The sequence below is a fragment of the Dactylosporangium sp. NPDC051485 genome (assembly GCF_040682015.1).
Classification (GTDB): Bacteria; Actinomycetota; Actinomycetes; order Mycobacteriales; family Micromonosporaceae; genus Dactylosporangium.
In genome coordinates this window covers 1-14447 of the sequence record NZ_JBFAZW010000118.1, presented here as the reverse complement: position 1 = coordinate 14447, position 14447 = coordinate 1, and the positions used below count along the sequence as shown (strand labels likewise).

The window sequence follows — 14447 nt, the reverse complement described above, 5'->3', positions numbered from 1 at the left end:
ACGCTCGATGGCGCTCATGTTCGCTGTCGAGGGTGGGGTGGGTGGATGGCTGAGCCTGTCCGGGCGCGGCGGTTGAGCGATGAGGAGGGCCGCCGGTTGCAGCAGATTGTGCGGCGGGGCAAGCATGAGTCGGTCCGGGTCCGCCGCGCGTTGATCATCATGGCGTCGGCGTCCGGGACGCCGGTGCCGGCGATTGCTCGTCTGGTCGCGGCGCATGAGGACACCGTGCGGGATGTGATCCATCGGTTCAACGAGATCGGGCTGCGCGCGCTGGACCCTAACTGGGCGGGTGGCCGTCCCCGCCGGATCAGCGAAGACGACGAGGCATACATCGTCGCGGCGGCCATGGCGCGGCCCAAGCAACTGGGCCGCCCGTTCACCCAGTGGAGCATCCGCAAACTCGCCGACTACCTGGCCACCAACAAGGTCCGGCGGGTGTACCTGGGCCGGGAACGATTGCGGCAGCTGCTACGCCGCAACGGCATCACCTTCCAGCGCACTCGCACCTGGAAGGACTCCACCGACCCGGACAAGGATGCCAAGCTCGACCGGATCGAACAGGTCACCACCGCGTTTCCGGACCGGTGCTTCGCCTTCGACCAGTTCGGGCCGCTGTCGATCCGCCCGCACCACGGCACTGGCTGGGCGCCGAAGACGCGGCCGGACCGGTTGCCGGCCACCTACAAGCGCACGCACGGTATCCGCTACTTCCACGGCTGCTACAGCCTCGGCGACGACCAGCTCTGGGGTGTGCTGCGCCGCCGCAAAGGCGCCGATCACACCTTGACCGCACTCAAGTCCATCCGCGCCGCCCGGCCGGATGGCGCCCCGATCTATGTCATCCTGGACAACCTCTCGGCCAGCAAGACCCCAGCGATCCGGGCGTGGGCTGCCCGCAACAAGGTCGAGCTCTGCCTGACTCCGACCAGCGCGTCCTGGGCCAACCCGATCGAGGCCCAGTTCGGGCCGCTGCGCCGCTTCACCATGGCCAACTCCAACTACCCCAACCACAGCGTCCTGGCCCGCGATCTGCATGACTACCTACGCTGGCGCAACGCCAACGCCCGCCACCCCGACGTCCTGGCCGCCCAACGCCGCGAACGCGCCCGCATCCGCAGCGAACGTCAACAATCCTGGGGTCGTCCACGCTCCAAGGTTGCTTGACCTGCTCGAACCGGTGGAGGCCGCTGATCAACGAGTGCATCGGCCTCACCGACCGCCACGAGCAACTCAATCGGCAACTCCGGATCTCCCTGGCCAACGGCGAGCGCAACCCACCGACCAGCATCCAGCGGCCGCCAGACGAACATCTCGCCACTGAGCTGGCAAAGCTGGTTCATCGGCTCCGGCGCCTGGTCCTCACCCCACAGATACGGCTCGAGAGCGACGGCCTGGGGCTCGCCCCAGCGGGCCGTCAGCGCGGTCGCCAGCGCCCGGAAACCGGTGTCGATCTCCGCCTGCGCTGTCTCGACGATTTCCTCGCTGCGGTCATCCCAGAAACTGCGGCAGGCCTGAAGGACATACACGTGGAAGCCAGGCCCGCTGGACTGGCGGCCCTCCCGGGTGTTCTCACCTGGAAAAGGAAGCACGAGCAGGCCGTCGATGATCGCGAGTCGGTCTTGCATGACCATGCCAAGAGGCTAGAGAACCGGCGAACGTATCTGGTCACCGCACTAGCCATCCGATGTGGCAGACAGCACGCACTGGGTACGGCGGCTGGGGCGGTGCGGACGGGGATCGGTCAAGATGGGGGTCGTGCGCACCACAGCGACCGTCCGGCGCGTGAGCATCGGTTGCGGCGCGGCCGCCATCGCGCTGCTCGCCGCCGCCTACGCGGCCACCTCGGCCACGATGATCGCTGCCGTGGTGGCGCTCGCCCTGGCCGGGCTCGTCACGCAGCTGCCCCGGCCGGTCGTCCCGGCCGCGGCCCGGGCCCCGCGGCGGGACCGGCTCCTGCTGCCGCTGATGGCGAGCGTGGCCGCGTCGACGCTCGCGGCGCTGTCCGTCGTGTGGGCCGCCGTCACCCCGGAGGGGCCGATCCCGTGTGTCGGCCCGTCCGGCCCCGCCCGGCTCGAGCTCGCCGCCGCGTTCGCCGTCCAGGCCGGCGCCGCGATCGTGGTGCTGCGGGCCGCGGACCGCGACCGCGGGCAGGCGTCCTGGCGGGCGTACCTGCGGCACAACCCGCGTATCCGGGCCTCGCTGACGGCCGCGCTGCACCTGGCCGCGCCCGCCGCGACCCTCGCCGTCCTGGCCGGCGTCGCCGCGTGCGAGCTGAGTCACACCCGGCTGCTGGACACCATCGCCGCCGGCACCGTCGCGGCCGTGATCGCGGGCGTCGACCTGCTCCTCGCCGTGCGGCTCGTCGGGCTGGCCGTGCTCGCCCCGCCCCGGACCGCCGACACCGACGGCATCGAGCTGGCGCTGCTGGCCGCCGACATCCGCTCCGTCGCGCACCTGCACGTCGTGCAGCTCGCGCACGACGAGCTCATGGTCACCGCCCGCGTCGGCCTGCCCGCCGACGCCGACATCGCCGCGACCCTGCATCGCGCCCGCGCGCACATCCAGGACTTCGTACCGGCCGCCCGGCACATCTACCTGCAACCCGAGTCGAGCACCTGATCGGGTATTCAGGCCGCTGCGTCACAGGATTGTCATGCTGCCGCGATCATTTCTCCACATCGACCGGACACGGTAGACCGGCGGCAGGTCGCGGCCGTTGTGGGTGCCGCGTGGGTGTGAAGGAGTTGCTGGTCAGTGGAGGTCGAGCGCACGGGGTTGCCCGGGATCGGGTTGCGGCACGAGTTCGTGACCACGAAGGGGCAGCACGCGGCGGTGGTGTCGCATGTGTCGGGACGGCGGGACATCGTGCTGTACAGCAACGACGACCCGGACACCGTGTCGTCGACGCTGTCACTGAGCACCGACGAGGCCAACGGGGTGGCCGAGCTGCTCGCCACGTCGCGGATCGTTGAACGGCTGGCCGACCTGCAGCGGCAGGTGACCGGGCTGAAGACGGTCCAGGTGCCGATCATGGCCGGTTCGCCGTACGACGGCGGGACACTCGGCGGCACCCAGGCTCGCACGCGGACCGGGGCCTCGATCGTGGCGGTCATCCGGGCCGGCCAGATCCTGGCGAGCCCCCGGCCGGACTTCGCGTTCTGCCCCGGCGACCTCGTGGTCGTCGTGGGTACGGCCGAGGGCACCGACGCGGTCGCCGACATCTTCGCCAACGGCTGAGGCGCACGCGTATGCACGGTACCGCTGCCCTGATCGAAATCGGTGCGGTGATTCTCGGGCTGGGCCTGCTCGGGGCCGTCTCGGCCCGGTTCGCCATCTCGCCGATCCCGCTGTATCTGCTGGCCGGCCTCGCCTTCGGGCAGGGCGGCATCCTGCCGCTGGCGACCAGCGAGGAGTTCACCGCCACCGGCGCCGAGATCGGCGTCATCCTGTTGCTGTTCACGCTCGGCCTGGAGTACACCGCGCCCGAGCTCGTCGGCACGCTGCGGCACAACGCCGTCGCCGGCGTCGTCGACCTGGTCCTCAACGCCGCGCCCGGCGTGGCGGTCGCGCTGCTGCTGGGCTGGGGACCGGTGGCCGCGGTCGCGCTGGGCGGCATCACGTACGTGACCTCGTCCGGCATCACCGCGAAGGTCCTCGGCGACCTGCAGTGGCTCGGCAACCGGGAGGTCCCGGTCGTGCTGTCGCTGCTGGTCTTCGAGGACCTCACGATGGCCGTGTACCTGCCGATCCTCACCGCGCTGCTGGCCGGCGTCGGGTTCGTCGCGGGCCTGGGCACCCTCGCCATCGCCGCCGCGACGATCACCGTCATCCTGGTCATCGCCCTGCGCTTCGGCCGCTACGTGGAAATGTTCGTCGCTTCCCCGAACGACGAGGTCCTGCTGCTCAAGGCGCTCGGCCTCACGGTGCTCGTCGCCGGCGTCGCCCAGGGCCTGCAGGTCTCCGCCGCGGTCGGCGCGTTCCTCGTCGGCATCGCCCTGTCGGGGCCGCTCGCCCACACCGCACGCGAGCTCCTCACCCCGCTGCGGGACCTGTTCGCCGCCGTGTTCTTCGTCTTCTTCGGCCTGCAGACCGACCCGTCCGCGCTGCCGTCGATGCTCGGCATCGCCCTGGTGCTGGCGCTGATCTCGATCATGACGAAGCTCGCTACCGGCTGGTGGGCCGCGAAACGGGCCGGCGTCAGCCCGCTCGGGCGGGCCCGGGCCGGCGTCGCGCTCACCCCGCGTGGCGAGTTCAACATCGTCATCGCCGGCCTGGCCGTCAGCGCCGGGCTCAACGACCGGATCGGCCCGCTCGCCGCCGCCTATGTGCTCGTCCTCGCGGTCCTCGGCCCGATCCTGGCCCGCTCGCTCGAACCGTTCGTCCGGTGGCGCGCCCGCCGCCGCGGCGGCCCCCCGGCCCCCGGTGAGCCCCAGGCAGCCGGTGATTCGCCGGCCGCCGAGCCCGGCCCGGCAACGGCCCACGTAACGACCGTGTGACCGATCCTCAGTCTCCACGGTGAGGCTTCGGTACCCGGTCGCTGCCGGGTACCGGAGCCTCAACAGCGCCAGCACCCAGTCCGCGCCGAGGCCCACCCGGGGGCGGCGAGGTGGTCGCGTCCACGCGGCACGGGATAGCGCGACGATTTCGGGTAGACCTCCCCAGCCCGACTGTCGAACCTTTCGTGGGGGACCGCATGAGCACGCCGACGACCGGCTCGCACGCCGGTATCACCCCGAACCTTTTCGGCATTGCGTACGGTACGGCCGGCCTCGCGGTCGGCTGGCGGTACGCCGCGCAGGTGGGGCTGGCCCCGGCGCTCGTGGCCGACATCCTGTTCCTCGTCGCCGCCGTGGTCTGGCTGGCGCTGCTGGCCGGCTACGTCGCACAGGTGCCGCGCCGGCCCGGGGGCTGGCGCGCCGAATTGGCTCACCCGGTGATGGGGCCGTTCGTGTCGCTGATCCCGATCGTCGGCATGCTCCTGGCGATCGGCCTGCTGCCGAGCAGCCCCGCCGCCGGACGCTGGCTGCTGGGGGTGTTCACCGTCGCCACGATCGCCCTGGCCGGCTGGATCACCGGCCAGTGGATCATCGGGGGCATCGAGCCGGAGCACCTGCACCCCGGGTACGTGCTGCCCGCCGTCGCGGGCGGGCTGATTGCGGCCATCGGTGCCGCCCTGGCCGGCTGGCCCGGTCTGGCCCAGACATTCTTCGGCCTCGGCCTGCTGTCGTGGCTGGTCCTCGAGGCGATCATCGTGTCCCGGCTGTACCTGCGGGGACCGCTGCCCGCGCCGATACGCCCGACCCTGGCGATCGAGGCGGCACCGCCCGCCCTCGCCGGCCTGGCGTACCTGGCCATCACGCACGGCACGGTCGACGCCGTCGTCTTCGCGCTCGGCGGGTACACGCTGCTCGCCGTCATGGTCCAGGTGCGGCTCCTCGCGCTGTATCGCAAGCTGCCCTTCACGCTCGGATTCTGGGCGTTCGCCTTCCCGTACGCCGCCGTCGCCACGTTCACGCTGCACTGGATCGACTACGCGCGCGGGCCCGGGTACCAGATCTGGGCCTGGATCGTCATCCTGGCGATCAGCGCGTTCATCGCCGTCCTCGCCGTCAAGTCGGCCGTCGTCGTCGGCCACCGGCTCCCGCGGCGGCGCCTGCGCCTCACCCATTGACGCCGCGCCGGCCGGTTCGTAGCTGCTGGGCAGCGTGAAGTCCGTGGATAATGCTCGGATGGAGCTGCGTCCCGAACTCTGCCCGCCGGCGGTCGGACCTCAGCGCATCGCGGCGCTGTGTGCCGCCATCGACACCATCGAAGGGCTGCTGGAGCGCGGCGAGCCGGCCGCCGCCGCGATCGCCGCGTTCAACGCCGAAACCGGCCATGACTACACCACCGACGACTTCCTCGCCTACTGGACGTCTCGTGGCCTCGAGGACTTCGCCCTCGAGGCCGCCCGGCCCGCGTGGCCGAGGCCGCCAACGTCACCCGCGACGAGCTGATCGAGATCGTCCGCCGGATACAGGCGGCCGACGACGACATGGACTACTACGTCCTCCTGCTGAGCACCAACGTCTCGCACCCAGGGGCCATCGACCTGATCTTCCATCCGCCGGCGGACCTGGCCGACGCGTCACCCGAGGCCGTCATCGACGCGGCATTGAGCTACCGGCCCATCGCGCTGTGACGCTCGATCAGGCGAGGGCTTCCGCCGCTGCGGATGCCCCGGCACAACGCCAACGGCCAGGCCCTGGCCGAGGCACTGCACGACCACCCGGCCGTGGCCCGGGTGCACTACCCCGGCCTGGCGACCCACCCCCAGCACGCGCTGGCGGCCCGCCAGATGAGCGGTTTCGGCGGGGTGCTCGGGATCGAGCTCGCCGGCGGTTTCGAGGCGGCTGACGCCTTCCTCGGCTGGCTGCGCTACGCCCGCCGGTCGGCCAGCCTCGGCGGCGTGGAATCGCTTGCCGTGCATCCGGCCTCCATGTGGCGCGGGATGCTCAGCGAGGAACAGCTTGCCGCGTCGGGGGTTGCGCTGGGCCTGGTCCGGCTGGCCGCAGGCACGGAGGACACGGCCGACGCGCTCGCCGCGGCCGACGCGGTGGCCGCAAGCTCGACGACGGCGAAGGAGCTCACCCGATGAGGACCCTGCTGACCGGCGGCACCGTGGTCAGCAGAGACCCGGCTGCGGGCGATCTCGACCGCGGCGACGCACGTGGCGCCCCGGCCGGCATCGGATTGCCTGTCGGGCGGTTTGCCCGGCCTTCGACGGCAGCACGAAACCATCGAAGATGCGCCACCCCATGCCGTCACGCCTTTAGTCGTTGGCGACGCTCCATGCGACGGCGTTGAGGTTGTCGGTGAGGAAGATGTCGGTGCCGCCGATCCGCTTGTCCCAGGCTGGCATCAGCTCTGCTGCGCGGGCGACGACCGCGTCCATCCACACCTTCAGCTCGGCCTGCTTGTTGTTCCCCGGCACATCGGCTGCGGCTGCGGCCTCCTGCAGGTCGACTGTCTGCAGTGCCCCGGTTGCCGACCTTCGCAGGTCGTTGATGTACTCGCGGTTCGTCGCCACGTCCTCGGGCGTGCCGTACAGCGCCATGTGCCCGGTCACGACGGTCTCGAAGTCGTACTCGAGCATCTGGTCCATCGCCTTGAAGTACGCTGGCACGTGCGCGGAGAAGACCAAGCGGAAGAACGGCGGGTTCTTCGGGGTGAAGCTGTCGATCGCCGTCAGGAGCTTCCGCTCGGGGACGTGGATGAACAGGTTGCCCGGCATGTGCCAGTCGCCCGTGTAGTCCATGACGAACCGCGTCCCGTCGATGTCCAGTGTCTCGCGGCGACCGGTGAAGGTCACGTTCGGCAGTGGACGGCGCTCGTCGTGCGCCTCCTCGATGAATCGACCGGTCATCTCGTGGGCGATGATCTGCAGGCCGCTGCGGTCGAGCTGGTGTGCCGCACCGATGTGATCGGCGTGCGCGTGGCTGTAGATCAGGTGCGTGAGCGGCTTGTCGGTGACCGATTCGATCGCCGCCAGGAGCCTTTCGCCCCCCAGATGCGGCGGGGCGTCCACGAGGACGACACCGTTCGTGGTCTCCAGGAACATCGTGTTGACCATGCCCTCGGTGACACCGTAGGCACCGCCACCCAGTTCGGTCACGACGAACCCCGACTCCGGGACGTCCGGACCCAAGGCGAAATCGGGCATGGGTTTGAATGCGGCCATCAGTGATCTCCTCAACGCGCCGCGCCCTCCAAGGGCTCTGCGTCATCCGACGGCTGACGTGTTGCCAGGGCCCAGCCAACCGTCCCGGTGCGGGATTGCCCTCACCCGGCGAGGAGCGGTGCGGTACATATACACCCACCTCAACAACACCAACCCGGTCGCGGTGTCAGGGACCGGGTTGGTGCTGGCCGCCGTGGTGCCCGCGGACGGCGCATCCTTCGAGCTGCAGGCGACGCCCGCCTACAGCTCGCTCAGACGGCTGCTCGCCGGTCCGCCGCCGGCCCACTCAGCGCAGGATGCCCGTGTGGCCCAGGGAGTAGCGGCCCGGCTGCGGCCAGATGCACAGGCCGTGCGGCTGGGTGCCGACCTTGATCCTGGCCAGCAGGTGGCCGTCCGTGGTGGACATCGCGTACACCTCGCCGTTGTAGCGGCCGGACAGCCACAGCACCGTGCCGTCGGCCGACACGCCGCCCATGTCGGGGCTGCCGCCGCCGGGGATCTGCCACTTCGCCGCGAGCGTGCCGGTGGCGAAGTCCAGCAGCGACACCGAGCCCTCGCCGCGGTTGGCGATGTAGAGGTACTTCGAGTCGCGGCTGACGTACAGCCCGTGCGCGCCGGAGCCGGTGGCCAGGAACGAACGCACCTTGAACTGGTCGCCGTCGAGGATCCACACGCCGGACGTGTGCATGTCGGCGACGTACCAGGTGCGGCCGTCCGGCGAGATCTTGATGTCCTGCGGCATGGCGTGCTCACCCGGCAGGTGCAGCTGGCCGATGATCTCCTGCCGCGCGACGTCGACCTTGACGAGGTCGCCGGAGAACTCGCACGTGGCGATGAAGTAGCGGCCGTCCGGCGAGAAGTCGGCGTGGTTGACCCCGGAGCAGTTCACGGTGAGCTCGCGAACGATCGCCATCGTGTGCGGGTCGCGGAACACGATCTTGTGCCGCGCCTCGGACATCACCATCGCGTACTTGCCGTCGGGGGTGAAGTACAGGTTGTACGGGTCGTCGACCGGTATCGGCTTGCCGAACGAGCCCGTCGCCGGGTCGATCGGGACGAGCGCGTTGCCGGTGTTGTCGTTGACCCACAGGGTGCGCAGGTCCCACGACGGGACCACGTGCTGCGGCCCGCCGCCGACCTTGACCGTCTGGATGATCGTGAACGTCGCCGGGTCGATGACCGACACGGTGTTGCTGCCGAGGTTCGGCACGTAGATGCGGGCCGGGTCGTTGCGGACCTTGTCGGCGAACGCGTTGGGCCGGTCCGCGGCGTACACGTCGTGCGGGTCGAGCAGCGGCGGCATGCCCGGCAGGCCCGGGCCGGGGCTCGTGCCGGCGCTCCCGCTCGGCAGCGGGCCGCTGCTCGTGCCCGGCATGCCAGTCATGTTGGCCGGGGCGTTGTCGTCGCCCGGGCCGGCCGGGTGCTCGCTGTCGGCCTTGGTCGAGGTGCAGGCCGCGACCAGCGCCCCGAGCAGGACGAGCACCGCGACGATCCGTGCGGTCAGGAGCCGGGCGGTCACGCCAGGAGCTCCGACGCCGTGACCGGGCGCAGGCCGCGGTCGCGCAAACCGGCAAGGAGCTTCGGCATCGCGGTGACCGTGCCGGCGTGTCCGAAATGCAGACTGACGATCGAGCCGTTTCGCACGCCCTGGAGCGTAGTGCGCACAATCGCGTCCGCGCCGGGATCCGTGTAGTCCAGAGAGTCGATGTCGTACGACAGGCAGGTGGCGTACCCGGCCCGTTCCGCCTGTGCCCGGATCCGCGGCGTGCTGCGCTGCGTCTGCGAGGGCCGGAACCAGCGCCCGATCGTGCCGCTCACCCCGCGCAGGGCCTCGGCGCAGCCGGCGATCTCGGCGTAGGCGCGATCGTCGCTCATGGCCTTGATGTCGTCGTGGTTGAGCGTGTGGTTGCCCAGCTCGTGCCCGTCGGAGAGGACCCGGCGGGCCAGCTCGGGCTGCTGGCGTACCCACATGCCGACGGCCAGGACGGTCACCTTGACCCGCTCGGCGGCGAGGGCGTCGAGCAGCCCCCCGACCACGCCCGGCTCGCCCTGCCCGTGGAACGTCAGCGCGACCGCCGGCACGTCCCGGGGCCCGCTGTCGACCTCAGGGGGCAGTGCCTTCGACGACGGGCTCCCAGCGGCGCTCGGGGCCGCGCCTGCCGCGCCGCTCGAGCCTTCCCGGCCGCTCGGCGCCGGGTCCGGCGCCGCCGCCGGGCCTGGGTCCGGGTCGCTGCAGCCGCCGAGGGCCGCGGCCCCTGCCGCCAGCAGGAGTGTCCGACGATCCATGCGGGTCGTCCTTTCGCCACGTGAGGGGTCGCCCGTGGGACAGGCGACGGGTGAGGAGATGCAGGCCTGTCACGACCGCCCGGCGCTGTGCGCCGCTGCCGCCGCCGCGCGCCGCCCGGTGAACCGGCCGGCGGCCGTGGTGATCGCCGAGTCGGCGTGCACGAGCGCGGGCGCCCGCGGCGCGACGAGGGGGGCCGGCACCGCGGGGACGGCAGGGGTCAACGGCACGGCCCATGGTGCCTCGCCGATCCTGAGAACCGGCCAAATGCCCTGTTCATCCGCGCGGCGGAGCGCGCCACCCCGGAGCCCGGCGTCGGTATCCCGATGGAGGAGGCAGACGCCGCGGCCGATCCTGACGGCTTCGGCGTCGGCGGGTTCGACAAGGACGAACATCGGGCTGACGACGTGCGGCGCGGATCTGCCGCCGATCGATTTTATCCAGTGGTGCGCGCTCGATGCCGATGAGCGGACGTGGCTGTGACCGTCCGGACCTGTCGATCCGGCTGCCCGCTTGCTTGAATTCCGCCACAAGGGCCGTCTTCTGCGAAGTTATGCGGTCGGCGCGTGACCGGCCTCGTCGAGCAGCGTCTGCAACTGGTCCCGGCAGCGCAGCAGCAGGCCGGTGATCTCGTCGAAGGTTGCCGCGTCCGCGCGGCCGTTGTCGAACCACATGGCCCGGACGGCCGCATGGCTCTGCGTCAGGTACATCCCGGCGGCTTCGACCAATCCGATGAAGGACGCGCGGTGCTCCGGCGGCGCGAACTGGACCGACCCGCGCGCCGCGCGCAACGGCTCTCCGGGGACGGTGAACACCGACGCCGGGTCGCCATCGGCCTGATCGGCGCCGATCCAGGCGAGGATGTACTCCAGCTCGATCGCGGCCAACGTCAGTCGACCGACCGCCACAACCGTTTCGTCCGTGAGCCGCTGCATCGGCTCACCGTATCGAACCGACCCGATCAGAGATGCCGGCACACGCCGCCAATTGCGTGCAGCGGACTCGCCGGCATCGCTCGATCACGTGCGCGCTCATGCCCGTCGGCCCCCTCACCGGCCACAGGCCCAGTGTGGGTGGCGGCGTTCAGGGCTCCTCGCTACCGGCGCCGGCAGTGCGTGGCAGCACCGGCTCGCAGTGACTCCAACGGTGAGCTGTGGCCGGCCGGCCGGTGTCGGATCTGTGCGATCGCAGCCTATGAATGGCTGGTCATCGAGAGCGCGGCGGCGACGCGTGGCGCCTCGTGCCGGCCCTGGTTTCGAGCTGCGGCCACGAGCGCGGGCACGACGGATCTGTCCATCACGTTTGTCCCCTGCACGCGCTTGGAGGCCGAATCCCGCAGCAGAAGCTCTACCCGGCGACCCCCGCCCAGTGCGGCCCGCTGCTTCCCGATCCGCGCCCAGGGTCCGATGGCAGCCGTGCTCGGCGCGAGTGCGACCACCGGACCGTTGCCGGGAGCGAGATCGAGATTGAGCGTCGACCGCATACCCCCGTCCATGTAACGTCGGCCATCAATGGCCACTGGAGCGGCGGCGAGCGGCATGGCACAGCTCGCGGCTACGGCATCGACGAGGGATACGCCGTCGCGCCTGGTGATGATGCGGACGGAGCCCGACTCGGCGTCGACAACCACGATGCGGAGGTCCGCGTCCTTCCAGGTGTGGTCTGGCAGCCGGGCCTCGGCTATACGGCGATGCCGCGACGGGTCGCCGATATCCGGGGCGACAGCGAGTCGACCAATGCGGCGAGCAGCTTGCTCGGGGCCGCGGGCGAACAGGTGCACCCGCGCCAGCCGGAGGAGGTCGAAGAAGCCCAGTCCGGCCGAGGTCTCATCAGCGACACCCAGGCGCTGGCGTTCATAGAGCTCCGCCAGTGGTGTACCGCTGGCGATCTGGGCACCCACGACGGCGCCCGCGCTGGTGCCGATCAGTACCGCGTCCGGGGATACGGTCACCCCCTCGTCCGCGAGCCCGGCAAGGATGCCCACCTCCCAGGCAATGCCAACCGCTCCGCCGCCACCGAGCACCCAAACAGGCCGGGCATCATCCGCCATCAGTACCTCACTCGAGTTCAATTACTGCGAACGGTGTTTGCGGTTTAGGTTATCAAGGGTGAGGTGGGCCGACAACGGGTGGCCCGAGGTGTCGTCCGCCGCGCCTGGGCAACGGTGGCGTCAGGGCGCGGGCGCCTCCAGCCACGGGCCCAGCTTGTCGGGGTTGCGCATCGCCCAGATGTGCGAGATCCGCTCGCCGGTGAAGCCGAACGAGAACACGGTGACCGTGACCCCGTCCACCTGGGCGACCAGGCCGGGCTGGCCGTTGACGACCTGCTCCAGCAGCACGATGCCGGCGGCGAGATCGGCGATGCGCACGACGCCCTCGGCGATCACGCCGCCGCCCTCGACCGGTCGCAGGATCGCCTCGACCCGGCCGCCGCTGTCGGCCACCAGGGACGCGGCCGGGTCGAGCAGGCCGAGCAGGGCGTCGATGTCCCGCGCTTCCCAGGCCCGCTTGAACTCGCGCACCAGGCCGGCCCGCCGGTCGGCCGGAGGCGGGGGAGCGACCTCGCGCTGCAGCCTCCGGCGGGCCGAGAAGGCCAGCTGCCGGCAGGCCGCCGGGGTCCGGCCGACGATCGTGGCCACCTCGGCGAAGGAGTACCGGAACACGTCGTGCAGCACGAACGCGACCCGCTCGGCCGGGGTCATCGCGTCGAGCACCACCAGGAAGGCCATGCTGACCGACTCGTCGAGGGTGACCCGGTCGGCGGGGTCCGGCTCCCCGCCGAACCACTCGGCGTCGCCGGGGACCGGCTCGGGGAGCCATTCGCCGACGTACCGCTCGCGCCGGACCCTCGCCGAGCGCAGCTGGTCGAGGCAGATCCGCCCGGCGACGGTGGTCAGCCAGGCGCCCGGCGCCGCCACGGCGGCCCGCTCCCGCTCGGCGAGCCCGTACCAGCGCGCGTACGTCTCCTGCACCACGTCCTCGGCGTCGGCGAGCGATCCCAGTAGCCGGTAGGCCACGTTGAGCAGCTGCCGCCGCTCGCTCATCGCCGCGGCCAGCTCCTCGTCGCCGTCCATGCCGCCCCTCTCGCCGTTCGCCCCTTCCCAGTCTCGACGGTGCAGCCCGCCGGAATGTCAGGGAACGCGGGAACGGACGCGCCTCTCAGGCGGCGCGGGCGAGGTCGGTGGTGCAGTGCGGGCACCGGGTCGCGGCGACCGGCAGGTCGGCGAGCCGGCAACTCGGGCATTCCTTGGTCGGGGGCGGGTCACCGAAGACGGTCTTGCCACGCCGCTGCATGTACGAGCGGTAGGGCACGACGATCAGGAAATAGATGACCCCCATGAAGATGACGAAGTAGATGAGGGCGCCGATGAATGCGCCGACGTCGATCTTCTGGCCGTTGATCGACCAGCCGAGCCCCTTGCCGGCCGTCCCGCCGCCGGCGATCGAGTTGATCAGGGGCGTGATGATGCTGTCGGTGAAGGCCTTGATCAAGGTACTGAAGGCCAGGGCGACGACCAGGCCCACGGCGACGACGATCAGGTCGCCCTGCATGAGAAAATTCTTGAAGCCCTTCAACATGGCGCATTCCCCTGCTGTGCTGCTCTCCCGCGGTCGCTGTCCCTCGTCGCATCATGAGAACACCCGGCGGCCCGCCCGGTGCGCGGGAGCGCGTGACCGTCACCCCGCGATGGGCCCCGGGATCACCCAGCTGCTCGGCTTCGAGGTGTTCAGGCCTCGCCCATCTCGGCGATCTCGGTGATCCAGGTGCGGGCGGCGGCGGGCAGGGGAGAGGCGCCCTTGGCGTAGGTCGCGATGCCGGTCATCAGCCCCGGCCACAGCGACCCGCGCCAGCGCCCGCCGAACGGCGAGAGCAGCACCAGGCGCCGCCCGTTCCACCAGCCGTGCGTCTCCGTCCCGGCCGCCCCGCGGACGGTGACGTGCGTGTCGGGGAAGTCGCGCAGCAGGTCCAGCACGAGCAGCGTGGTGCGGCGCGGGTCCTTGCCGGTGTCGACCAGCACCCCGCCCGCGTCCGTGCGCTGCACCGTGCCGATCGACTCCGGGATCGCGTCCACGGCGTCGTCGAACGCCGAGCGGACCAGCAGCTCCCCGGCGTCGGCGGCGACGTCCCCGGCCCCGAACTCCTCCCCGAGGACCTCCCCGGCCAGCCCGTCGGTGTAGCGGGCGACGAGCTCCTCGGGGGCGGCGCGGTCCAGCCGGACCGCCGCCCGCAGCTCGGCGAACCCGGACAGCGGCGCCAGCCGGTGCCCGTGGTGCACGGCGGTCAGCCCGACGGTGGCCAGCGCCGCCTGCTCCCCGGCGAAGGCCTCGTCGTCCGCGGCGATGAGCGAGTCGACGATGACCAGACTCAAGCAGATCTGCAACCACCCGGCCCTGGCCCTGCGCGACGGCAGCCGCCTGCCGGGCCGCAGCGGCAAGCTGGCCC

18 protein-coding genes are annotated in these 14447 nt (G+C 71.3%); 8 read left to right on the top strand and 10 right to left on the bottom strand.

Going from position 1 to position 14447, the window contains the following annotated elements; genetic code table 11:
• The first annotated feature begins 45 nt into the window (after positions 1-45).
• Positions 46-1164 (top strand): IS630 family transposase, encoded by a 1119-nt coding sequence (locus AB0M46_RS42860; RefSeq protein ID WP_363345808.1) that lies wholly within the window; start codon positions 46-48, stop codon positions 1162-1164.
• Here AB0M46_RS42860 and AB0M46_RS42855 read toward each other — a convergent pair.
• Positions 1125-1631, bottom strand: coding sequence for a hypothetical protein (locus AB0M46_RS42855; RefSeq protein WP_363345806.1), 507 nt, complete (start codon positions 1629-1631; stop codon positions 1125-1127). The two genes, AB0M46_RS42860 and AB0M46_RS42855, sit on opposite strands and share 40 nt — an antisense overlap.
• A 151-nt stretch (positions 1632-1782) precedes the next feature.
• Here AB0M46_RS42855 and AB0M46_RS42850 point away from each other — a divergent pair, with 151 nt between their 5' ends.
• The 7 genes from AB0M46_RS42850 to AB0M46_RS42820 all read left to right on the top strand — a co-directional run bounded on the left by AB0M46_RS42850 (position 1783) and on the right by AB0M46_RS42820 (position 6637).
• A complete protein-coding gene (locus AB0M46_RS42850; protein WP_363345804.1) occupies positions 1783-2619 on the top strand; it encodes a hypothetical protein in 837 nt (278 codons plus the stop codon).
• Between the two features lie 135 nt (positions 2620-2754).
• Complete coding sequence (locus tag AB0M46_RS42845; RefSeq protein WP_363345802.1) at positions 2755-3237, top strand: TrkA C-terminal domain-containing protein; 483 nt, start codon at positions 2755-2757, stop codon at positions 3235-3237.
• Between the two features lie 11 nt (positions 3238-3248).
• A complete protein-coding gene (locus AB0M46_RS42840; protein WP_363345800.1) occupies positions 3249-4496 on the top strand; it encodes a cation:proton antiporter in 1248 nt (415 codons plus the stop codon).
• Between the two features lie 197 nt (positions 4497-4693).
• Positions 4694-5671: a hypothetical protein gene (locus AB0M46_RS42835; protein ID WP_363345798.1), complete on the top strand. Its 978-nt coding sequence runs from the start codon at positions 4694-4696 to the stop codon at positions 5669-5671.
• Positions 5672-5729: 58 nt separating this feature from the next.
• Positions 5730-5996, top strand: coding sequence for a hypothetical protein (locus AB0M46_RS42830; RefSeq protein WP_363345796.1), 267 nt, complete (start codon positions 5730-5732; stop codon positions 5994-5996).
• Positions 5960-6181, top strand: coding sequence for a bacteriocin immunity protein (locus AB0M46_RS42825; protein WP_363345794.1), 222 nt, complete (start codon positions 5960-5962; stop codon positions 6179-6181). Before AB0M46_RS42830 ends, AB0M46_RS42825 begins: the two co-directional genes overlap by 37 nt.
• Positions 6182-6214: 33 nt before the next feature.
• A complete protein-coding gene (locus AB0M46_RS42820) occupies positions 6215-6637 on the top strand; it encodes a PLP-dependent transferase (protein WP_363345792.1) in 423 nt (140 codons plus the stop codon).
• Positions 6638-6811: 174 nt separating this feature from the next.
• Here AB0M46_RS42820 and AB0M46_RS42815 read toward each other — a convergent pair whose 3' ends face one another.
• The 9 genes from AB0M46_RS42815 to AB0M46_RS42775 all read right to left on the bottom strand — a co-directional run bounded on the left by AB0M46_RS42815 (position 6812) and on the right by AB0M46_RS42775 (position 14373).
• Positions 6812-7720 carry an MBL fold metallo-hydrolase gene (locus AB0M46_RS42815; protein WP_363345790.1) on the bottom strand — a complete coding sequence of 303 codons (909 nt, stop codon included), beginning with the start codon at positions 7718-7720 and terminating at the stop codon, positions 6812-6814.
• A gap of 286 nt (positions 7721-8006) precedes the next feature.
• Positions 8007-9239 carry a YncE family protein gene (locus AB0M46_RS42810; RefSeq protein ID WP_363345788.1) on the bottom strand — a complete coding sequence of 411 codons (1233 nt, stop codon included), beginning with the start codon at positions 9237-9239 and terminating at the stop codon, positions 8007-8009.
• Positions 9236-10006, bottom strand: coding sequence for a polysaccharide deacetylase family protein (locus AB0M46_RS42805; protein WP_363345786.1), 771 nt, complete (start codon positions 10004-10006; stop codon positions 9236-9238). The genes AB0M46_RS42810 and AB0M46_RS42805 overlap by 4 nt, the downstream gene beginning before the upstream one ends.
• 69 nt (positions 10007-10075) lie before the next feature.
• The gene (locus tag AB0M46_RS42800) at positions 10076-10399 is read right to left on the bottom strand and encodes a hypothetical protein (RefSeq protein ID WP_363345784.1); all 324 of its coding nucleotides are present in this window, start codon (positions 10397-10399) and stop codon (positions 10076-10078) included.
• Positions 10400-10555: 156 nt separating this feature from the next.
• A complete protein-coding gene (locus AB0M46_RS42795) occupies positions 10556-10939 on the bottom strand; it encodes a hypothetical protein (RefSeq protein ID WP_363345782.1) in 384 nt (127 codons plus the stop codon).
• Positions 10940-11196: 257 nt separating this feature from the next.
• Positions 11197-12054: a patatin-like phospholipase family protein gene (locus AB0M46_RS42790; RefSeq protein WP_363345780.1), complete on the bottom strand. Its 858-nt coding sequence runs from the start codon at positions 12052-12054 to the stop codon at positions 11197-11199.
• Between the two features lie 120 nt (positions 12055-12174).
• Positions 12175-13077 carry an RNA polymerase sigma factor SigJ gene (gene sigJ, locus AB0M46_RS42785; protein ID WP_363345778.1) on the bottom strand — a complete coding sequence of 301 codons (903 nt, stop codon included), beginning with the start codon at positions 13075-13077 and terminating at the stop codon, positions 12175-12177.
• Between the two features lie 85 nt (positions 13078-13162).
• Positions 13163-13582 (bottom strand): MscL family protein, encoded by a 420-nt coding sequence (locus AB0M46_RS42780; RefSeq protein WP_363345776.1) that lies wholly within the window; start codon positions 13580-13582, stop codon positions 13163-13165.
• Between the two features lie 149 nt (positions 13583-13731).
• Positions 13732-14373 carry a hypothetical protein gene (locus AB0M46_RS42775; RefSeq protein WP_363345774.1) on the bottom strand — a complete coding sequence of 214 codons (642 nt, stop codon included), beginning with the start codon at positions 14371-14373 and terminating at the stop codon, positions 13732-13734.
• Between the last annotated feature and the right edge of the window lie 74 nt (positions 14374-14447).